Source organism: Clostridium sp. CTA-1 (assembly GCF_054768215.1).
Map to the genome: position 1 here is coordinate 1 of NZ_BAAAAP010000032.1, position 21,993 is coordinate 21,993.

25 protein-coding genes are annotated in these 21,993 nt (G+C 26.6%); all 25 read right to left on the reverse strand.

Annotation, left to right across the window (positions count from 1 at the left end):
* Positions 1-647 precede the first annotated feature (647 nt).
* The 25 genes from ACYUEW_RS17285 to ACYUEW_RS17405 all read right to left on the reverse strand — a co-directional run bounded on the left by ACYUEW_RS17285 (position 648) and on the right by ACYUEW_RS17405 (position 21,930).
* Entirely contained in the window at positions 648-2,003 is a 1,356-nt protein-coding gene (locus ACYUEW_RS17285) for a sensor histidine kinase (RefSeq protein ID WP_460277490.1), read from the reverse strand.
* Positions 1,987-2,673 carry a response regulator transcription factor gene (locus ACYUEW_RS17290; protein ID WP_460277492.1) on the reverse strand — a complete coding sequence of 229 codons (687 nt, stop codon included), beginning with the start codon at positions 2,671-2,673 and terminating at the stop codon, positions 1,987-1,989. The genes ACYUEW_RS17285 and ACYUEW_RS17290 overlap by 17 nt, the downstream gene beginning before the upstream one ends.
* Positions 2,674-2,849: 176 nt before the next feature.
* Positions 2,850-5,189, reverse strand: a complete 2,340-nt coding sequence (locus ACYUEW_RS17295; protein ID WP_460277494.1) for an ABC transporter permease — start codon at positions 5,187-5,189, stop codon at positions 2,850-2,852.
* Positions 5,176-5,844: an ABC transporter ATP-binding protein gene (locus ACYUEW_RS17300; RefSeq protein ID WP_460277496.1), complete on the reverse strand. Its 669-nt coding sequence runs from the start codon at positions 5,842-5,844 to the stop codon at positions 5,176-5,178. The genes ACYUEW_RS17295 and ACYUEW_RS17300 overlap by 14 nt, the downstream gene beginning before the upstream one ends.
* An 88-nt stretch (positions 5,845-5,932) precedes the next feature.
* Positions 5,933-6,454 carry a cob(I)yrinic acid a,c-diamide adenosyltransferase gene (gene cobO, locus ACYUEW_RS17305; RefSeq protein ID WP_460277498.1) on the reverse strand — a complete coding sequence of 174 codons (522 nt, stop codon included), beginning with the start codon at positions 6,452-6,454 and terminating at the stop codon, positions 5,933-5,935.
* Positions 6,455-6,844: 390 nt separating this feature from the next.
* On the reverse strand, positions 6,845-7,684 hold the full coding sequence (locus ACYUEW_RS17310; protein ID WP_460277500.1) for a GHMP family kinase ATP-binding protein: 840 nt from the start codon (positions 7,682-7,684) through the stop codon (positions 6,845-6,847).
* Positions 7,685-7,696: 12 nt separating this feature from the next.
* Complete coding sequence (locus ACYUEW_RS17315; protein WP_460277502.1) at positions 7,697-8,479, reverse strand: sirohydrochlorin cobaltochelatase; 783 nt, start codon at positions 8,477-8,479, stop codon at positions 7,697-7,699.
* A 174-nt stretch (positions 8,480-8,653) separates the two neighbouring features.
* On the reverse strand, positions 8,654-9,142 hold the full coding sequence (locus ACYUEW_RS17320; RefSeq protein WP_460277504.1) for an ECF transporter S component: 489 nt from the start codon (positions 9,140-9,142) through the stop codon (positions 8,654-8,656).
* Positions 9,143-9,330: 188 nt separating this feature from the next.
* Positions 9,331-10,098, reverse strand: a complete 768-nt coding sequence (locus tag ACYUEW_RS17325) for a cobalt-precorrin-6A reductase (protein ID WP_460277506.1) — start codon at positions 10,096-10,098, stop codon at positions 9,331-9,333.
* A 33-nt stretch (positions 10,099-10,131) separates the two neighbouring features.
* Entirely contained in the window at positions 10,132-10,863 is a 732-nt protein-coding gene (gene cobJ / locus ACYUEW_RS17330; protein WP_024931378.1) for a precorrin-3B C(17)-methyltransferase, read from the reverse strand.
* A gap of 277 nt (positions 10,864-11,140) precedes the next feature.
* Positions 11,141-12,415 carry a cobalt-precorrin 5A hydrolase gene (locus ACYUEW_RS17335; RefSeq protein ID WP_460277508.1) on the reverse strand — a complete coding sequence of 425 codons (1,275 nt, stop codon included), beginning with the start codon at positions 12,413-12,415 and terminating at the stop codon, positions 11,141-11,143.
* Positions 12,393-13,151, reverse strand: a complete 759-nt coding sequence (gene cobM, locus ACYUEW_RS17340; RefSeq protein WP_003489227.1) for a precorrin-4 C(11)-methyltransferase — start codon at positions 13,149-13,151, stop codon at positions 12,393-12,395. Before cobM ends, ACYUEW_RS17335 begins: the two co-directional genes overlap by 23 nt.
* 159 nt (positions 13,152-13,310) lie before the next feature.
* A complete protein-coding gene (locus ACYUEW_RS17345) occupies positions 13,311-14,027 on the reverse strand; it encodes a cobalt-factor II C(20)-methyltransferase (RefSeq protein ID WP_265202536.1) in 717 nt (238 codons plus the stop codon).
* A gap of 65 nt (positions 14,028-14,092) precedes the next feature.
* Entirely contained in the window at positions 14,093-14,437 is a 345-nt protein-coding gene (locus ACYUEW_RS17350) for a DNA-binding protein (protein ID WP_265202537.1), read from the reverse strand.
* Between the two features lie 57 nt (positions 14,438-14,494).
* The gene (locus tag ACYUEW_RS17355; RefSeq protein ID WP_460277510.1) at positions 14,495-14,956 is read right to left on the reverse strand and encodes a DUF5673 domain-containing protein; all 462 of its coding nucleotides are present in this window, start codon (positions 14,954-14,956) and stop codon (positions 14,495-14,497) included.
* An 89-nt stretch (positions 14,957-15,045) separates the two neighbouring features.
* On the reverse strand, positions 15,046-15,237 hold the full coding sequence (locus ACYUEW_RS17360; protein WP_003489219.1) for a hypothetical protein: 192 nt from the start codon (positions 15,235-15,237) through the stop codon (positions 15,046-15,048).
* 499 nt (positions 15,238-15,736) lie between these two features.
* Positions 15,737-16,288 carry a DUF7010 family protein gene (locus ACYUEW_RS17365; RefSeq protein WP_003489215.1) on the reverse strand — a complete coding sequence of 184 codons (552 nt, stop codon included), beginning with the start codon at positions 16,286-16,288 and terminating at the stop codon, positions 15,737-15,739.
* A 35-nt stretch (positions 16,289-16,323) separates the two neighbouring features.
* Positions 16,324-16,755, reverse strand: a complete 432-nt coding sequence (locus ACYUEW_RS17370; protein WP_003489212.1) for a hypothetical protein — start codon at positions 16,753-16,755, stop codon at positions 16,324-16,326.
* The gene (gene cbiT, locus ACYUEW_RS17375; protein WP_460277513.1) at positions 16,748-17,329 is read right to left on the reverse strand and encodes a precorrin-6Y C5,15-methyltransferase (decarboxylating) subunit CbiT; all 582 of its coding nucleotides are present in this window, start codon (positions 17,327-17,329) and stop codon (positions 16,748-16,750) included. Before cbiT ends, ACYUEW_RS17370 begins: the two co-directional genes overlap by 8 nt.
* 126 nt (positions 17,330-17,455) lie before the next feature.
* A complete protein-coding gene (locus ACYUEW_RS17380; RefSeq protein WP_159034507.1) occupies positions 17,456-17,761 on the reverse strand; it encodes a hypothetical protein in 306 nt (101 codons plus the stop codon).
* 77 nt (positions 17,762-17,838) lie between these two features.
* Positions 17,839-18,924 carry a tetratricopeptide repeat protein gene (locus ACYUEW_RS17385; protein WP_163200711.1) on the reverse strand — a complete coding sequence of 362 codons (1,086 nt, stop codon included), beginning with the start codon at positions 18,922-18,924 and terminating at the stop codon, positions 17,839-17,841.
* 47 nt (positions 18,925-18,971) lie between these two features.
* The gene (gene cbiE, locus ACYUEW_RS17390; RefSeq protein ID WP_159034509.1) at positions 18,972-19,607 is read right to left on the reverse strand and encodes a precorrin-6y C5,15-methyltransferase (decarboxylating) subunit CbiE; all 636 of its coding nucleotides are present in this window, start codon (positions 19,605-19,607) and stop codon (positions 18,972-18,974) included.
* 170 nt (positions 19,608-19,777) lie between these two features.
* Positions 19,778-20,857, reverse strand: coding sequence for a cobalt-precorrin-5B (C(1))-methyltransferase CbiD (cbiD, locus tag ACYUEW_RS17395; protein ID WP_159034510.1), 1,080 nt, complete (start codon positions 20,855-20,857; stop codon positions 19,778-19,780).
* 12 nt (positions 20,858-20,869) lie between these two features.
* Complete coding sequence (locus tag ACYUEW_RS17400) at positions 20,870-21,313, reverse strand: hypothetical protein (RefSeq protein WP_460277517.1); 444 nt, start codon at positions 21,311-21,313, stop codon at positions 20,870-20,872.
* 83 nt (positions 21,314-21,396) lie between these two features.
* Positions 21,397-21,930, reverse strand: coding sequence for a GrpB family protein (locus ACYUEW_RS17405; RefSeq protein ID WP_460277519.1), 534 nt, complete (start codon positions 21,928-21,930; stop codon positions 21,397-21,399).
* Positions 21,931-21,993: the final 63 nt, after the last annotated feature.

The window sequence follows — 21,993 nt, forward strand, 5'->3', positions numbered from 1 at the left end:
ATGACTACCCGCTCTAATACTCCCATCTTCTTCAAAGTGGGAGTAAAGAGCGGCTATGTCCCTGGATAACGATTTCCCCTAAAGGATAACGACTTCTAAGGAGTAAAACTCCTAAGAATTCTGTTAATAAGCTTTAGTGGGAGTAAAAACTCMCTCTGAAKCCAAGAACTCTGTTTATATTAAAAATTTACAAATTATATAAATTCAAATTATTTAATTAATAAAATTAAATAAAAAATTTTATTGAATTACTTTGGAATAATGTAAATCAATCTATATTTTGTAAATTTTTATAAAGGTCTTTTTTATATTATACTACTAAGTTGTATATTTTAACATATAATTACCCTACATTATGTTTAACTTCAAAATAATAGATTTTAAGTCATATATTTTATATAATAGGGATTGCAGGTGATATTTTAATTATAGTTTGGGGTTATTTGGCCAATGAATATGATGAAAAATGTTTAGAATATAAAAAATAACTAGGTATTAGCATAAAACTACTTTTACCTAGCTATTCTTAAACATATTGATTTTAAAATTTTATGTGATCTACACTGGATTATTAATAGTCTTTTTAAATTTCTATAGAAATCTACACAAAATTATGGACGGCTTTTAAGCTATTAATTATTTCTAATTTATATTCTTATCTTTTTATCTTTGGGGAATCCTAATTTAAATTTCACATCATTATTTATAACTTGCGCTTTTATAAAGCCTTGGTTAAGATTCATTATTTCTTTGGTAATAGTTAATCCTAATCCATTACCTTCACTGCCTCTTCCGCTTTCCCTTTTATATAACCGTTCAAAAAGCTTATCCGTTTCCTCTTTACTTATCTTTTCTTTTGGAGTATTTATTACACTAATAGTTACATATGATTTTTTATGATAAGTTTCTTCATCCATAATAACTTTAACTTCAGTTTTTTCTTTAGAATATTTTAATGCATTTGATAGTAAATTATAAATAGCCCTTACCATTAGTTCTCCATCTGCATTAATATAAACTTTATTTTCTATACCTGATAGCTTTAAATTTAAATTTTTTTCCATAAAATTTATCTTTTCTTCTTCAATGATTTGTTGTAAAAATAAATTACAATCTATATTTGAATATTTAACTTTTATATCATTTGAATTTAGTTTTGAATAAGTAAAAAAATCATCCAATAGTGATTTTAAATATATTCCTTTCTTATTTATCATATCTATATATCTATTTAGTTCTTCTACACTTTCATACTTTGATTCTTCTATCATCTTTGTATAGCCAAGAATAGTTGTAAGAGGTGTTCTTAAATCATGAGAAATATTAGTTATGAACTCGTTTTTTTTATGCTCTTCCTCCTCTAACCTAGTAGTCATTATATTTATACTCTTTGCTAATTCACTTAGTTCATTTTTATATTTTATATTAATTCTTTTTTTCAAATCTCCATTAGCTATAACTGTTATTCCTTTGTTTATTTCTCCAATATATTTTATTCTTCCAGCAGTAAGTATAATAAATAGAATCACGGTTAGTATTAATATATATACTGCGTTGTGAGAATCATTTGCATAATAAATAGAATAATAAACTATCTTCTTTTCATAATCTACATTTATAATATTGCAAGTTTCAAATACATTCTTACCCTCTAATTTTCTTACTGATTTATCTTTAATTTCATCTAAATTTATATTTTTTATTCCCTTTTCTCTAGAAGCTATAACCTTCCCAGTAGAATCAACTAAATATATATTAGAATATTTTTCATTCCACTTGTTTATAGTATCTATTAACTTACAATCATCAATATTTCTTTTTTTATACTCATCTATAATATGATTTATTTTATTATTTTTATTTTCATTAATATAATTTTGCTGCTGTTCTTTAGTAAACATATTTGTTAAATTATTTATTAATATTACGCTTATAGAGGCTATAATCACTGATATAATAGCAATACTTACTATTTCTCCCCTTAATTTAAGTATCTTTTTCAATGCTGTATCCTACTCCCCATATGGTCTTAATATATTTACTATTCTTTGCCCTATCACCTATTTTTTCTCTCAAATTTCTTATATGAGTTAAAACTGAATTATCATTTTCTATATAAGAATCATTCCATACAGTTTCATAAATTACATTTGGTGAAAAAACTTTTCCTTTGTTTGATGCTAATAAAACTAATATTTCAAATTCCTTCTTTGTTAATTTTAATCTTTGTCCATTTTTCAATACTGTAAATTCATCAACTATAATTTCTAAATCATTAATATAAATTTTATCATTATCTTCTTCGTCAGTAATATTAGTTCTCCTTAGTATTGCTCTTATTCTAAAAGAAAGTTCTGTTAAATCAAATGGCTTAACCAAATAATCATCACATCCCTTTATAAAACCGAGCACCTTATCAGACTGCTGCCCTTTAGCCGTTATCATTATTACTGGCACCTGTGAAATTTCCCTTAGCTTACAAAGGGTATCATAACCATTTATTTTTGGCATCATTATATCTATAAGAACTATTGATATTTCAAAGCTTTTAAATAGTTTAATACCTTCTTCTCCGTTTTTTGCAGTATAAATTTTATAGCCTTCCTTACCTAAATAATTCTTAAGCATATTTCTTATATCTCCATCATCATCAATAATTAAAATTTTCTCCATACTCATTACGCTCCCTATATTTTATCCGATGACTACCCGCTCTAATACTCCCATCTTCTTCAAAGTGGGAGTAAAGAGCGGCTATGTCCCTGGATAACGATTTCCCCTAAAGGATAACGACTTCTAAGGAGTAAAACTCCTAAGAATTCTGTTAATAAGCTTTAGTGGAATAATCTCTATTCCCTTAACAACTGAAAAGATATTTTTTTCCTTAAATTCCTTATTGGTAAATTAAAAGTTATTATAGATAATACTGTAGAAATTCCCATAGAAGCAAATAAATATAAAAAAGATATATAAGTGTCTGAATCTAGAAATAATTTTAGTGCTGTCTTTAACACTAATGCATATATCCCAAATGCCATTAGTGTACTTGTTAATACTAATAATGCTAACTTTAATAGTTCATATTTCATGCAGAAATCCTTTCCAATTCCTAAGGCAATTATTATAGTCTCGTCTTTTTTATTTCCTATATAATTCATATATACCATATTCATATTAAATAATAAGGAAGAAAATATACATAAAAAACAAAGATACTTAAATATATCTAATGATTTTTTAAGCATAGAAGAAATGCTATTACTTAGAGAATCTACTGACACAATATAAGAATCTTTTATATCATTCATCCATTTATCACTATTACTCTTTATTATATAACTTACATTTTCTTTTCCTATTCCACTATACTCTTTTAATATTGTTTGAGAATTAAACTCTCCACCATCATAGATTCCTTTAATTCTATACTGAAAATTTCCAGCTAAACTTTCTATATTAATAAAATCTCCTACCTCTAACTTATTTGCTTTTTTGTATTTATTAGAAATAACAACCTGATTTTTGTTCCCTTGAAAAATATCTTCCCCTTCTAATATTTTATATTTGGCTTTATAATCTTGTCTTTTAACTTCAGCTATTGTTATTGCTTTAAATTTAATGTTGCTGTTAGTGGCTTTCCCATTTATATTATAAAATTTACTATACTTATCTATATAAGCATTACTTGATAAAATTTTTTCTAAATCACTACCAGCCTTTTGAATTAAAATGTGATCATAAGGTAAAGTATTTTTCATTGTTTTATTCATGCTATATTTTATTGTATTATCTAAAGTAAACCCTATAAGCAAAAATACAACAGTCATTGTTATACTTAAAAGTATCATAGTAAAGGACATAAAATTTTTTTGAATACTTTTAAATCCATATAAAAAAACATTATTTTTAAATGGTATCAAAGTTATAAACTTTAGTATACATAAGGTTATTAATAAAAATATTCCTATAAACAGCAATACTAAACATCCACCAGCAAAAGCTGATAATCTTCCGACATATAAAGAATAACCAAATAATAATATAGGTACTAATATTCCACTAATAATAAAAATTTTTTTTCTTGCTTTTTTTACCTCAAATTCATCTTCTCTCATAATAGAAAGTGGTTTTATAGTCTTTAGCATCATAAGTGCTATATTTAAAAATAAAAGGAATAACACACAATTAAAAACAACACCTTTAAATATAATTACAGCCTTTTCATTTATGCTTATTAACTCATTAGTTCCGTTAAAAGCTAAAATAACTGTACTTAATTTTAAAGAACATATAGCTGCTAATATTACTGGAATAATTATTATCAATGATACCTCTAGTAACATACTTTTCTTTAAACTTTTACTCTCAATAGATAACATTTTTAATATTGTAAAATCCTTTTTTCTTCTTAATAAGATCATAATAGTAGTTGTAATTATTGTGATTATTGATAGCATATAAGCCATTTCAGTTATTACACTATAAGACATAATCTCCTTATCTACATCATTTTGGACAGCTTTCTGCTTATCTCCCAGAGAAGAATATACATATCCATCTTCTATATTCTTTAATCTTTCTTTTAATTTCTCACCATTATCACCATTACCACTATTAATAAACATTAGTCCTTGATTTTTTATCTTCATATTTTTATCAGATAATATTTTTCCATAACCTAAGATTTTTGAATCATTATCAACTCCATAGGGCATATTTTCAATTTTCTTAACTACATAGCTTTTAGTTCCTATTTCCGGATATTCTATTTCTATTTTATCTCCAACTTTAGCTTTAATATTATTGGCTATTGATTTGTATAAAATTATTTCATCTTTACCAATATTAAATTCACCTGAAATTAATTTCCCTATAGTTTTTTTGCCATTATTATTTTTATAGTAGCCATTCGTTAGCTGCTGAACTTTTACTTTATATCCTTCTTTTTTTAAAGAACTTATCTCATCATTAAATTTTTTAGAAGAATATTGTACTTGAACCATAAGTGTTCCACCATTTAGTTGTTTAATGCTATTGTCCATAATCTCTTTAGTATTCCTTGTGATTTGTGGCACTAATAGCGAAATTAATGTGGTAACAAAAATTGATAAAGCTGTAAATGTAAAAACTACTTTCTCACTTTTTAGCTTCTTTAAATTATATAATTTAAAAACATCAAACCACCTCATTAATTACACCATCCTTTAGCAAAAATCTCTTTTCACCCAGTCTTCCAATTTCTTCATCATGAGTTACAATTACAAGAGCACTTCCTATTTCTTCTCTTAAATTTAATAATAAAGAAATTACTTTTTTTCCATTAGCTGAATCTAAAGCTCCTGTAGGTTCATCGCAAAAAATTATTTTAGGATTATTTATTAGAGCTCTTACTACTGCTACTCTTTGCGCCTCTCCCCCTGAAAGTGCTGTTGATATAACATTTCTTTTCTCATATAAGCCAACTTTTCTTAAAAAATATTCAGCCTTTTTCTTTTTTTCTTTATAAGTTTCCTTTGAATCAATTGCAATAATAATATTTTCTAATGCTGTTAAACAACTTATTAAATTATGATTTTGAAAAATAAGGCCTATATTCTTTCGTCTTAATTTTTCTATTTCTTTATCATTTTTAAAATTAACAATTTTATTATTGAATAGAATATTACCTGAATTAGGCTCTGAAAGTAATGCTAAAGTATATAAAAGTGTAGATTTTCCTCCACCTGATGGTCCCATAATAGTTATAAAATCATTTTTATTCACCTCTAAGTTAATATTTTTTAAAACTTTTTGTTCATTATTTCCTTGAATAAATGATTTATATACATTTTCTATTTCTATCATTTTTATCATCCCCCTCTCTTTAATTTTAAACATTAAAAAGAGGTTTTTCTTTAAGTAAGTATAAAGAAAAAATAAAGTTTTTTCTTTTCTAGCTTTCTATTCCAACTCTCGCAGGTACTCCTTTTCCGTAGTAATGCTTTATTTCTTTCATTTCTGTTACTAGATCTGCCCTTTCTATTATTTCCTCTTTGGCATATCTTCCTGTTAATATAACCTCTACCTTTGGATTTCTTTTATCTAATACATCTATTACTTCTTCTACTGTAAATAATCCATAATATAAAGCTATATTAACTTCATCCATAACAACTAAATCATAATCATCAGAAGTTAATATTTCTTCCATCTTTTTTAGTCCTTCTTTTGCTAATTTTATATCTTCTTCTTCCGGATTTCCGAATATAAATTTATCTCGTCCAAACTGTTCCATAGTGAAATTAGGTAATATGGTTGGAGCTTTTAATTCGCTATATTTCATCCCCTTTGTAAATTGTCCAAAAAAAACTTTTTTTCCAGAACAGACTGCCCTTAAAGAAATTCCTAAAGCTGCTGTAGTTTTACCTTTACCATTTCCTGTATAAACTTGTATGTATCCTTTTTCTTCTTTCATAATTACACCTGCCTTTTTCATTATATGTTCTGTATAATGTATATACCTTATAATACAGTGAAAAACTGTATAAGTTAAAATAAAATATATCTCTCTTATTATGGCAAAATCTATATTGATAAAAGCATCTCAAAATAGATTAAATTTTAATATAGCAAATATAAAAAGTACATGTAATGGACGTATGAATAAGCTTTAATAGTTCTTAATATGGTCGAATTAAAAATTGATCTAATTCCTTACAAGACGTGAGGAGCCATTGGTGAAGCCAAAGATGACGCCTCTACTGGGTAGAAAATTTTTAATGGAATGATATTTGAAATTTTTTAACAAACCGAATTAGCTTATGAGTATATTTTTTATATTTGTGGTATTAAAATAAATATATTTCTATATCTCTTCAACATTTAAAAGCGTTTCTAAAGTATACTTTTTTAAATTACCTGTATCTGTAATGTTTTTTTCTGCTTTTAGTAAGTTTTCTTTATTGTCATATACTATTCCCAAAGCATCACCACTATGGCATCCTATTATGCCTAGTCCTTTGGTTCTATTTTTATATTCTTCTACTACACTAAAATAATCATAGGTTAATCTATTAAAATTTCTTTTTATACTTTCCTCTGAGATTTGTGATATATTTTTAATATTTCTTTTTTCTATACTCTCTTTTAAATCTGGTATTAAATCTTCTATTGAACCCATCTTTTTTAGATTTTTATTATTAAAATCTAGGGTATTTATGATTCTACTTCCCTCTAAAACTAATATATAAAATTTTATATAGGAACCCAACTTTTCTTTAAAGCTTCCCTTTTTATAATCAAACAATGTAAATTCATTAAATATTATGCTGTCTGTAGGTTCTATTGCTAAGCAATGTTTTTGTAATTCTTCTATGGAATAATTTTTTTCAAATAATTTGGTTAAACATTTATAAGTAGCGCATAGATCTGCTGTACTACTGGCTAAACCTTTTCCTCTTGGAATTCCACTATTTATTTCTATATGAATAGTATTTATGTAATCCTCATATTTCCAATCTGTAATTATATTTTTTATAAATTTATTTGCTTTAATATTTCTATAGAAATTTTTTTCTTTTTTACTTTCAAATAGTCTAACGTATGTATATAAATTTATAGGGGAAGAAACCAACACAGGCTTTTCCCCTAGATTTCCTTGAAGTATTTCTCCAAAACTTCCTGGATATTTGGCTGTAACTTCCATGAAATACTCTCCTTAGATTTCTTCTTTTATATGATCTCTATATATTTTTTGAAATTCTATATTTGCCCCTAGTCCCTTTAAATATAAATCAACTTTAAAGCCTTCCTTTTCCAAAACATTTTTCCAGGATTCCTCATCTTCTCCTGCCATATCATTGTTGGCATGATCTCCTGCTACTAACATAAAAGGCATTAGTAAAACATTTTTCACTCCAGATTTCTTTAATTTAGGTATTACTGATTCTATAGATGGATCACTTTCTACACTACAAAGATATATATTAGGATTTATGTGTTCTCTTAAATAATAATCAAATTGGAAATAAGCAGCATTTGCTGGATGCTCTGTTCCATGTCCCATAAGTATTATAGCTTCTTCTTTATTTAATTTAGGAAGTTGAGTTTTTAAAGCTTCTGTAGCTATTTTGTAGTCTTCATTTTTAAATAATAAAGGCTTTCCTAGTTTTAAAGTCTTAAATTCATCTTTAAATTCTAAAACAGCTTTTTCTATTTTCTCATATTCTTCTCCAAACATTATATGTAGAGGTTGAACTATAACTTCTTCATAGCCTTCCTGTTTAAGTTCTTCTAATGCTTCCATAGGATTATTTATTTTTATATTATCTCTTTTTAATATTTTATTTATTATCATATAAGAAGTAAAAGCTCTTTTTATATCATAATTTTTAAAACTTTCTTTTATAAAATTCTCTGTGCTCTCTATACAATCCTTTAATGATTCTTCATAACTAGTACCAAAGCTCACCACTAATATAGCTCTTTTGTTTTTATTCATATTTATCCTCCTGATCTATACTAATAATACTATTTAATTAATATATTTCTTAAATACTTCATTAAATATATGTATCAATTTAACTTTATAATTTTTTTGTTTAACATACTTTAAATATATACCTTATATATTTTTTATAATATTAAAGTTTTTAATACTTAAATATATGATATTTTATTTATTTCTCTCAAAATATTTTTTAGGTATAAATCTATATATTATAATAGCTATTATTACATTTGCTAAAGCTGCTAAAGAAAGTATTGGTAATATAGCTAATACTCCTTTTCCTGCTATAGGGATTATAGCAAACACAGATACCGGTCCATTTATAATGACTGCCACTACTGTTGCAACTATTGCTGCTAAAATATTATTTTTATTTTTTAATTTATTATAAACTACTCCAAATAATAACATAGTCACTGCCATATCTACCATAACTATCATATGTACTGGTAAACTTAATGGAAATCCACTAGTTAAAGCACTTAAAAAGTGAGCTACTGCCCCTATAATAGCCCCCACAATAGGTCCTAATATTAATGTTCCTAAAAATGCTGGCATAGAATCAAAGGCTATACTTCCCATTATTTTTATATTTGCTCCTACAAAACTTAAAGCTATAAATAATCCTATAATAACTAATCTTTTAGTTTTCATATTGTTTTCTTCCTCCAATATTAAGTTTTTAATCTATTAAATTATTTTCAACTTAAACAATATAAATAATCAATTTTGATCACCACTTAAACCATATACTTAATATTTAATACATGTCCTCACTAAATAAACAATTGATAATTGCCTATCGTGAAAATTGACCATCAATTATTGACACTTATTCATTATTAATTGATCATTGAACTTATGTATTCAACTAAATCTTCTATATTATCAAATTCTTTTTCATACTTTATCTTTTTTCTCATTATTACTAAAGCATATATATCACATTCCACACAGGCTAATATTTTCTCCTTTGTGCCACCTTGAGGTCCACTATCTTTTAATATTAATGCCTTGGCATCATAATCCTTTATAAAGGCTTTATTTAATTCTTTACTTATAGGTCCCTTTATAGCCATAAGATCCTCTACTTTTACCCCTAAATTAAAGCAATCTTCTAAAACTTTTACAGATGGAAGCACTCTATGTATTATCCTATTTTCTAGTTTTAAATCTAAAATTTTATTCATATTTCTACTACCAGAAGTATTTAATATATTTCCCTTTATATTTTTTAAAGCCTCATTTAAATCTTTATAGTCCTCTAGAAATACTACTTTTTTATTTCCCTTAAATTCCTCTGCTGAGGATGGTCTTTCATACCTTAGATATTCTATATTTAAATTTTTTGATACTTCTCTAGCATTTTTAGTTACTTCTAAAGCATAAGGATGAGAGGCATCAATTAATATATTTACCTGGTTTTCCTTTAGCATATTTGAAAGTTCTTCTTTATTTAAAGGTTTTGTATTTAATTTTTTGTATTTATAGTTTTTTAAAATTTCTCCACCATAAGCTGTAGCTGTAGATATTAATATGTTATCTGTAAACTTATTTAGTAAAGAAAGTATTTCTCTTCCCTCTGAAGTACCTAATATTAAAGCTATCATTTTTTATCTCCTAAATTTTATATATAATATTTTTTAATCTTTATATACTTTATAACCCCTTCTAGTTATAAACTTACCCTCTTTTATAAAACTACTACTATTTCCTATTATTACTGTGGATAGCATATCTGCAAAATCATCTGTGAAATTTTCTAAAGTATATAGACGTATTTCTTCCCCATCTCTTAGGGCATTTTTCACCACTGCAACGGGAGTATCCTTGCTTCTATATTCCTTTATTATCTCTATACATTCTTTTAAATAATGTGGTCTTCCTTTACTTTTAGGGTTGTACAAGGATATAACAAAATCTCCTTCTGCCGCTAATTTAACTCTCTTTTTTATAAGTTCATAAGGTGTCATTAAATCACTTAAACTTATGTTACAATTATCATGCATAAGGGGTGCCCCTATTATAGAAGCTGCTGAGGTTGAGGCTGTTACCCCTGGAATTATTTCAATTTCTAAATCCTTGTCTTTGTTCATTTCTAATATAAGCCCTGCCATACCATAGATTCCAGCATCACCTGTACTTATTACTGAAACAACCTTATCCTTACTTAAATCTAATGCCCTTTGGCATCTTTCTTCTTCTTTCTTCATTCCTGTAGTATGTACTTCTTTTCCTTCTATAAGAGGTTTTACATAATCTATGTATTTTGAATAGCCTACTATTATATCACTTTCTTCTAATACCTTTTTAGCTTTTACTGTTATATGTTCTAAACTTCCTGGTCCTATACCAACTACATAAAGTTTTCCCATGTTTGTATTTAGTAAGATTTATATTAAGCTTTCATTAATCATCTTTAATGAGAATATGCTTTATAATTACCAAATCTCACTAAATTTTCACCTCTTTTCTTTTTAGTTTTTATGTATTTCTAATTATATGAATAACTTTAAAAATTCCACAATTTAAAAATATAACATTTCTATCTATGTTCCGCTCTTCATTAATTTTAAATCACCATTTGATTTTTATAGGTTACTTAACCTTTATAGGTTTTAAAAATTTTTATTTATGGGAAGACCTTTAAACTTATAGTTTTCCAATTGCCAAAGTCATCCCAGTTAGTTTTTGTTTTTCTTTAATTATTTTCCCGCCTTTTAATTCTATAGATGGCTCACACACTGACCCTACTCCTATAGTTTTTCTTACAAAATCACTACCTTTAAATTTATGTTCTACTTTTTTTATTTCCTCTATGCTATAAGTTATAAAGGGGCATCCTAAAAATTTTGAAAGTTCCTTTATTGCATTCTCATCTTTTTTTATTTCCACGGAAACTATAGAATTTATGCTTTTTAAATCTATATTTTCTTCTTTTAAAACCTTTATTACATTTTCTTTCATAGTTATATCGTCATAATTTTTTCTACAACCTATACCTAAAACTATATTTTTTCTTATTAATTTTAAAATACATTTATTATTTAAGCTTTGCTTTTCCAAATCTTCATGTTTTATTGTTAGTTGTACAGATTTATTTATTGGGTTTATATTTTCCTCTGCGTATTTTGATATTACTGTTTCCTTGCTATTTAAATTTTCTTTTTTATATGTACTTTTATTTTCTGAAATAAACTGCTCATTTTCATTAAAAAAAGTTTTATCTACATATAATTTGTTTGTTACAAAGACTATCCCTCCAGCGTCTTCAATGTTATGAACATAACCTTTGGGAAAATCTATTAAACCATCTTCATCTATAAAGGCTACTTTTTGTCCATTTACCAGTAATGCAGCTATTTCCTTTGCCTTTTTCAGATCCTCTATTACTAAATTATTTTCTTTAGCTACAATGTCTGGAGCTTTTATATTTAAATTATCCGTGGCTGTGGTTATTATAGGTTCTGCTTCTATAGTTTTAGCTATTTTTTCTGTTAATTCATTGGCCCCACCTAGATGTCCACTTAAAAGGCTTATAGCATACTTACCTATGCTATCTATTACAATAACCGCTGGATCTTTATCCTTACTTTGTATAAATGGTGCAATAGCCCTTACTGCTATACCCGTAGAACTTATAAATATTATGGCATCATAATCTTGAAAAGATTTTTTTACTATTTTTTTAAAATTAAAATCTTCTTTTTTAAAATAATGCTTGTCATTTAATAAATTTAAATTACTCTCTTTACAATGTGGATGTTTATATTTCAAGCTAGTTTCCGCTATTAACTCTTTTGTAACATATTTTGAATATAAATCTGCATCCATATGTTCTTTAATTTTATAGGCTATATCATTACCCATCTTGGTTACATTAATTATAGATATTTTCATTATCCTAGATTCCTTTTCTAAATTCATGGGTAAATTTCTCATCATATAGTAGGCTTTTATCATATTTACAATCTATAAAATCCCCTACTAATATTTGAGCTGTTTTTGTTATATTAGCATCTTTAACCTTTTTAGCTATATCATCTAAAGTTCCTATAACTACTTTTTCATCCTGCCAAGTAGCTCTTTGAATTACTGCTATTGGAACATTTCTTCCATATCCTTTTTTTAATTTTAAAGCTACTTTATCAATCATACCTACTGATAAAAATAATGCCATGGATGCTCCTCTACTTGCTAAAACTTCCAAATCTTCTTTTTCTGGCACTGGTGTTCTTCCCTCTACTCTTGTAAGTATTAGGGTTTGACTAACTCCTGGTAGTGTAAATTCTTTTTTAATGGATGCTGCAGCTGCTGAAAAAGAACTTACTCCTGGTACAACCTCATAGCATATATTTAGCTTATCTAATTCATCCATTTGCTCCTTTATAGCTCCATATATAGATGGATCTCCCGTATGAAGTCTTACTATAGATTTATTTTCATTATGGGCTTTTTGTATAACGTTTATAACTTCTTTTAAAGTCATGGAAGCTGAATTATAAACCTCTACACCTTCCTTGCAATAGTCTAAATGTTCTTTGCTTACTAAAGAACCTGCATATATAACTACATCTGCTTTAGTTAAAATATCTCTTCCTTTTACTGTTATTAAATCTGGATCCCCAGGACCTGCTCCTATAAAATAAACCTTACTTTCCATTTTAAATCTCCAATCTTCTTCAAAATAAAGTAACTTCTATAATATTCACATTAAATTTTTTATTATTTTCTCAATAAATTTATACGATGACTACCCGCTCTAATACTCCCATCTTCTTCAAAATGAGATGAATTTTCTTACAAGATTGATAAATATATTCTATTCCTTGTTAGCTATTATAATTGACATATAATCTTTAGAATTTAAAATTTCTTCTCTTGTTCTTAATATTTCTTGTCCTTCCCTATAAGCTCTTTTTACACATACATATTTAAAGCCTTTTTCTTCTAGCTTATCCAAAACTTCTTCTGTATTTTTGTAGTATTTCATTATTACTAAATATTTTTCATCTTTTATAGAATCTAACCTATTCCCTGGCAATATTAAAAGTGGTTCATCTCCTATAACTAAAGTTTGTTCTGATAAACTTGCTGCTGCGCAAAAAGAAGTTATGCCTGGTACTGTTTCTATATTTAAATTATGATTTTTCATGTATTCTAATAAATATATGTAGGTACTATATACAAAAGGATCTCCTATAGTTAGAAATGCTACATTTTTGCCTTCTGATAATAATTTTTCCATGAATCTATAGTTTTCATATATCTCTGCTTCCTTTTCCTTTTTCATTGGAAAATATTTTAGATATATTTCTGCTTTAGTGTTTATAAAATTTTTAGCTGTATTTAGAGCTATGCTTTCACCTTGATCTCTTGCTGTTGGGGCTATAACTACATCACAGCTTTCTAAAATTTTTACAGCTTTTATAGTTAATAATTCTTCATTTCCTGGACCTACTCCAATTCCATATAAGGTTCCGTATTTTTTATCTGGATCCCTATTTTCAAATTCTATATTATTATGTATATCTTTCATGCGTTAACTCCTTAATATCAGTGATTTATCTTTTTTATATAAATTAATTTTGGATATTTATCCATCTATTTTGTTTCTCCTTTTATTAAAGAATCAACATATTCTTTGGCTTCAATTAATCCAGCACCAGTAACCATTCTATATTTTTTAATTGCTTTAATCCTTTCTCCATATGTAATTAGTTCTCTTAATTCATTATCCATATTTTTTAATTCTTCATCAGATAATGTATTCCCATTAATTTTATTAATACCTTTATAACTAACTATACTAAAAATAACATATGCTACTCCTAAAATTATAAAAATAAATCCATTTGAATATTCTTTTTTAGTAATCTTCATTATTCCTGCAACTATAAAACAAATTGCACCAATGAGCCATAACGTCCACGCTTTTAATTTCAACATTAATTCCTCCTTAAAATTTGAGTAGTTAATACGAATTTATTATATATGCTAATGATATTAATTACTGAAATCATGATCAATAGTAATTAAATTGTTAATTAACTTTTCATTTAACAATTCTATTATTTTGTCGTAATCTTTATTTTTAAAATAGAGTCTATTAGTGCCTCCATTTCCTGAGTAGGAAACCTTTATACTTTTTCTTTTGTTTATATGCACTTTTTCTATCTTATCCCAGGGAACAAATTGTAGATAACGATAAGAAGATACACCCCCCTTTGAAGTTATACCATTTTTCAAATAAACACCTACATACAAAATTGTGCCCAATATTCCTAGTAAATAATGCATCTGATTTTTTGCATATATATAAGTAATGTAAAAGAAAACCACTATACCTATTATCAATAATATTGTTTCAATAAGTTTTTTCTCTGTTTTTATTACTAATTGATTTACAATCTTAAATTCTTTAAAAATAATACCCACAAATAAAACAACCAAAATCCAATTCATCATATAAGACATTTCCCCTTAATTTGATATAAACAATAGATATAATATTGAACTGAGTTTACTTATATTAATATTAAACAACTCCTTCAAAATCAATTTTTCTCCTTGTTTAATAAACTTGTAATTTTATTAATAATAAAAAATATAAAAATTATTATTGCAATCCCAGTAAACCATTTAAAAAATTCATGAATATGGATATCCTTTAATAAGCGTCTCCATAATTCAGCTAAGATAAATCCAATAATCCAAAGTATAAAATTAAATAGTTTAGATTTTTTCATACTACTCCTCCAAACAAAGTTAATGAACATTACAAGAATGCTGTGAACTTATCTACGTGGTTACTTAATTCGTTTCATAATTGAACCGTTCTCTTTTACTTCCTTTTTTATGAGAAAAATTTTATATGTTTAATATATTAAACTATGACATGAAACAATAATATAAAAATTTTGATCAAAAAAAATATATATAATACTAAAAATAATATACCATTAATAATAACTCCCCATCTTGCGAATCTATTAAAGTATATTTTTATTGATAAAAAACCAAGACTAAACCCTATGGGAATTATAAAAAATATTATCAGCAAAGGTAGCCATTCTAATCTTTGATATGATGTTGTTTTAAAAAAATGATTTAATATTAGAAAAAATATAACTAGAGCTATACTCAAGGAAACAATTCCAAGTATATTTCCAATATTTTTGAGCGAAGATTTATTTTTCATGCAATTACACCGACCTTATATTTTTATAACTTTTAAATACTAAATAATTAACCAGTATGATTTATTATATTAGTTAATTTTTTTATCTCAATCATTAATAATAAACTAAATACAATTTCGAACAATATCATAATTACTGCTATTATATGTGGTTTAAAATTTAAACCAATTATCAAAACAACAATTGGAATAAAAACAGACATACCTATATAAGTTTTAGATTTATATAGCCATCCATAAGGCATTAGATGAGCACCAAAAATCATTGCTAAAACCATCAACATTTTTTCTGGAACCTCTTGATAAATCCACATAGCAATAAGTAAGTACAACATTTGATTTAAAGAAAAAAGTACCCCTAAATTTGTCAAAGGATTTTCTTTATTAGTAAAATCAACTTTAATAGCTTTTGAAATCATATAAGCTAATGGAATAAGCGGTGCAGTACAACAAAATGTAAATAAATTTTTTGTAAGTATGGGTAATGATGTTAAGTGAATTATCCATACCGCACACCAAATTATAATAGAAGCTAAAATAAAATGTAGTCCCTTTTTCTGCTTAATTGAACAGTCTAGTCTTAATTCTTCCAAATTCATATTGGTATCCTCCTTAGTTGTAATAGTTTTAAAAACTACATTACTTTAAGTTTAAAATAGCCGCCTTTAGCTTCTTTACCTGTAATTTCAATTTTCACATCTTTATTATCAGTATTAGGGATTCTTATAGTTTCATCTAATGTACCATTTTTATTAAATAATGTTCTCTTATTATCATATATCTTTATATTTAAATCTCCTGATTCAATTTTACTATTAATTTTTATATCATAACTAGATTTCTTAGAAGTTATTTTCTTTACACCTTTGCCATTAAAGTGCTTAAATTTAATATTATATTCATTACCACTAGAGTTTTCCGTCCACCATCTTGTTTCTCCATCCCACTTAACATCACTTATTGTAAAATCATTTTTATAATTTGTATCTAGATATTTATATATTCCAATACCACCTAGTAAACATATAACTAAAGCCAAAAGTATAACTTTTTTCCCCTTATTCATTATATCCCCCTCCATTTTTAGTAGCTGTTATTATAAATATAGGGTTATTTGCTATAAGCATATTTGATTTTCCTTTAGCTTTACTTATAGCAACCTGAATACATTCTGTTTTATAATTTAATTTTTTTAGGATTTCTAACGCCCTATTTAAATTGTTTATGGTTATAAAATTTAAAACCATTGTGCCCTGGTCTAAAAGTTTGTTCCCATATCTACTTATTATTTCTTCCAGACTTCCACCACTACCACCTATGAATATACTATTAAAACTATCCTTTATACTTTCTTCTACTTTTAAGGCATCCCCCTTTATTATCTTTAGATTTTCACAATTAAATTTTTCTTTATTTTTTTTTATAATGTCTAAAGCTTCTTCATCTTTTTCTATTGCAAAAACTCGTCCTTTTTTACATATTGTAGCTGCTTGTATACTTACACTTCCTGTACCTGCGCCTACATCTAAAACCTTTGAATTTTCATCTAAATTCATTTTTGCTATGGATAAAATTCTTATGTCCTCCTTTGTCATTGGACAATCTCCTCTTATAAATTCTTCATCTCTTATATATCTCATGGCCTTCCCCTTATTTTTATAGTCAATCAATAAAACTAATTTGTTTTATTTTAACTTAATTTCTTCTATTCCCATTTCCATCAAAATTCTTTTTAATGTTTTTTCAACAGGAAAAATAGATACAATTTAACTTGTTTCCTTATGCTTTTTGTCAATCCTGAATTCTATTATCTTATCAAAAAATAGGATAATTAAGCTTATAATTCCGATTAAATCGCCATTATATATATTTAAAATTGGAACTATCCCTAATATAACAAAACAAAATCCCACTATTAAATTTAATAATTTTTTGTGTTTGAAATATTTCTTTAATCTATTATTATCTTTATTAGCTATTTTCATTATTTCCTTATGATTATTATAAATGCTGAAAATAACGAGGGCTACTCCACCCAGTAGTATCATTATACTTCCTAATATTTTGAGCATACTAATTTCATCTTCCCTACTTCTTCCTCATCTGTACTCTAAATAAAGAATTTGCACATCTCATATTACCATTCTATTTACTCCAAATAGTGTCTCGGACAGTTAATATAATAACACTCATAAAATATGTCATAATAAGCATCTGGCAATATATCAACAAAATGAACAAAAATTTTGTTATAACCTTCTTTAATATCTTTTAATCGTTTGGTTTCAGAAGAAATATAATCTTTATAATCCTCATAACTCTCCCAATCAGTAGGATTCAATTCTTCTTCATGAATACCCTTTTCTATTTTCTCTGTAATTTCTTGCAACCTTTTTTCAGCAATATTTATCTGTCCTAATTGTTTTAATGCATAAAAATACTTATTAAGCCAACTGGCCTCCTCTAAAAATTCATATTTATTATATAATTCAACACAAGTCTTATAATCACCTAAAATATACATAAAATCAGCCATTTCATCAATTTCAATATCAAATTCCCTGTACTCCATTTTCAATAATATTTCAGCCATCTTCTTAGCCTCATATACACTCCCACTTAAAGCTAATTCTCGACCGAGCGTTAAAGCAATTCTCACATCAATTTCTTCATCTTTAAAGGGATATGAATATAGTGATTTTAATTGGGAAATACCTTCCTCTTTATTAGAAGATGCTAATAAACTAATTGCCTCACAATATTTATATGATTTTTTAGGGTAGAGTTCAAATGCTTTACCAAATAGTATTGAAGCCTTTCTAAAATCATTTTTTAAAAAATGAAGTTTACCATAAGCATAATAGGTACTCGGGTAATTTGAATTTCTACTAATAGCCTGAGAAAGCAACTCAACCGCCCTTTCTTCACTATCCTTCCCACCACATTCCTCAATCAAAAAATAAGCCATATTAGTAGCCCATAGAGCAAAACCTGTATCCGAAAACTTTGATTGATTTTGATCATAGCATTCTTCTAATATTTTAATTGATTTTTCTATATCCTCTCTTAACTCACAAGTTATCATAGCCATAAGGCAATATGCTTCAATATTTGATGGATTATCACATATTTCTAATTTAATAATATTTCTGTACTTTTCAAAAAATATAGCTCTTTCATCAAAATCAAACTCCATAACCCCTTGAAGTTTTTTTATTATTTTATGTAATTCCATCTATTCACCTCCCTCTAAAAGCCAAAATTCTATTTGTCAGAAGATGACTACCTGTTGTATACATATACCACTGTAAGCTCCCCAAAACTCATATTTTCTAATTCTTCTAGTTTACCTTTGATTATTTTTTCATCACTATAAGATAAATTTTCTCCTACTATTACCTCTGCTTTTATGTTATTTTCTATTAGCCTTTTACATAATTTATCTGGACTATTATTTATATCTGTAAGCCAAATAGATTTTTCATAGCTTTTAACTTTTTCTATAAACTCTTCTTCTCTACCATGAAGACTTCCTAAAAAACTGTTCTGCCAGCTTTCATTAATTTTTGCCATCATATATTGGTAAGAACTTATGCCTGGAATTATCTCTATTTTACCTCCATAATTGTTTTTAATATAATTGCTTATACCATAAAAACAGGGATCTCCTGAGGCTACTATAGATATACTTTTATCCCTATTTTCCTTTATGTAATCTAATATTTCACTTAATTTATTTACTATTTTTTTATTATTTTTTATAAAATCTAGACTTTCTATTGCTCTTTTAAATCCTATTATTATGTCCACTTTTTCTAAATTATTTATGGCACCACTTAACATATAATCTTTATGTCCTGGTCCTAAGCCTACTATGTAAATCTTCTTAAATTGTAAATTCTTATGTATAGTATTCATGAAAATCCCCCCTCGTCCATATTTAATATTGAACAATAGATAGTTTTATAAAATTTTCTTTTTACAACACTTTTAATTTTTTATATTTATTTAAGGGATTATAATTTAATATAAAACCTCTCCTAAATTAAATAATATGTAATAAAATCTAAGAATTGTATTGGCTTCACTTATTCTATAGAAGAGTATATTATTCCTTTTTCCATAGAATACATTACAATATCTGCTTTTATAGAATCATAGGTATATTGCTCTATTTTTCTTATTATTTTCTCCCCCAAATTTTTATAGAGCTTCTCGTAGCCTTCTCCTAATAAATTCACTGCACCCTCTGTGGTTTTTTGGTTATATATTTTAGTTACTAAATCTTTGTCATATCCCATAAGCGCTAATTCTAAAGCTAATGTTTCTAGTCTAGTATCACATATTCTACTATGGGTATTAAAACAGCCAGAAGCTATTTTAGATATTTTTCCTATATGACCTACTATAGTTACTTTCTCTAGTTTTCTTGCCATACAACAATTAAGGGCAAAACCCACATAATTGGACATTATGACCATATTATCTTCCTTTAAATTAACCTCTTTTGCCATTTTTTCTCCCATGTTACCAAATAAAAGTATTAATTCTTTTTCACCATGGCAGGTTTTTTGATTTATTTCTAATTCTATGGAGGCTTTCAGAGCATCTTCCGACATAGGCATTACTATTCCTGTTGTTCCTAATATGGATATTCCACCTATAATATTTAATCTTGGATTAAAGGTTTTTTTAGCTATCTCCTCTCCCCTTGGAACAAATATGGTTATTTCCACACCAGAATCCTTTGGTATTACCGATGTTACCTCTTTTTCTATCATGGAACGTGGAACTGGGTTTATAGCAGCTTCCCCTTTTTTTACATATAGGCCTTCACCACAAACTACTCCAACACCTTTTCCACCTTTCAAGGCATATCCACTGGACTTTTTTTCTACTCTTGCCCATATTTCTATTCCGTGGGTTATATCCGCATCATCTCCACCATCCTTTATAACTGCACATTCTACAGAATTGTCATCTATCACTATTTTTTCAATAGGAATGGTAAGTTCTATCCCTTTAGGAGTATCTATATTTATTTCTTTTAATTTTTTATTATAAAAAAGAGTTATAGCAGCTGCCTTAGCTGCCGCAGCTGCACAAGAACCGGTAGTATATCCGCATCTTAATTTTTTTCCATCACAATTTACATATAAATCTAGCATAAATCCTCCGAATTACATTTTGTTAATGCTATGAGTTCCTTTTTTCTTTTCACTAAAAAAGGATTTAACATTCTTATTCTTATTTAATAGTATTACTATAATTAAAGATATTAAAAACTCAACTAAAGCAAACCAATTGCCTACTCCAAACCTTCCACCTTCTATGCCATTTAATACGTCTAATAACATAAAAAACATACCAATAGACATCATTGCTGTTAGTATATTTTTAACAGTATTATTTCCCACACATAAAAAATAACATATAATTAAAGTCACAAGTATACTCACTACTGATGCTATAGTAAATCCTTTAAAACTAAATTTTAATATGACATTAGTAAAATCTCCATGTGGAACCTTTATATCTAAAAAGAAATTAGTTATTATAGCTAATATAAAATATACTATTGCAATAATATACACTGTCCTTTGACCTTTTTTATAATTTCCCATGTTATCCACTCCATATAATCCATGCTTTATACTTACTTAAATTCCAATGTTAGCTAGTATCTATAATTTTTTATATAATGTCTTTATTTTTCCTTTACCCGCAGCTTAGCTTTTTCATCTATTTTTTTAATGAACCTATCCTTACCTTCACAATAAGAATCTATATCATATCTAAATTTGAAAGCTAGTTCCTTCTTTAACTCTTCATATTCTTTAGCTTCTTCTTTATGTTCTATCATATAGTTTCTAAAATTTATATGCCTTTCTATTTCAGAATCACCTTTTTCAAATATATGAACATGGTGAGTTCTATGATACAATCCTTTTAAGAAAAATCTACGTCCTTTTATTCCATACTCGCCCTTTGGAATATATCCTAAAGACTTCATTTGTTCATTATAATTATCCACATTGTTAATATTTTCTACTTCAACTAAAATATCTATTATAGGTTTTGCATAGATCCCTTCTATAGCTGTACTCCCAATATGATGTATTTCAACTATTTCATCCTTCATTATGTTATATATCTTGTGTGCTTCTTTTTCATATTCTATTTTCCATTTAGAGTTGTGTGGAACTACTTCTATTATTCTAAGTTGCTTTTCCTCACTCATATTTTAAAACTCCTTTATTTATAGAAGATTCATTATCCATTCTACATAAAAACATCTGTATTA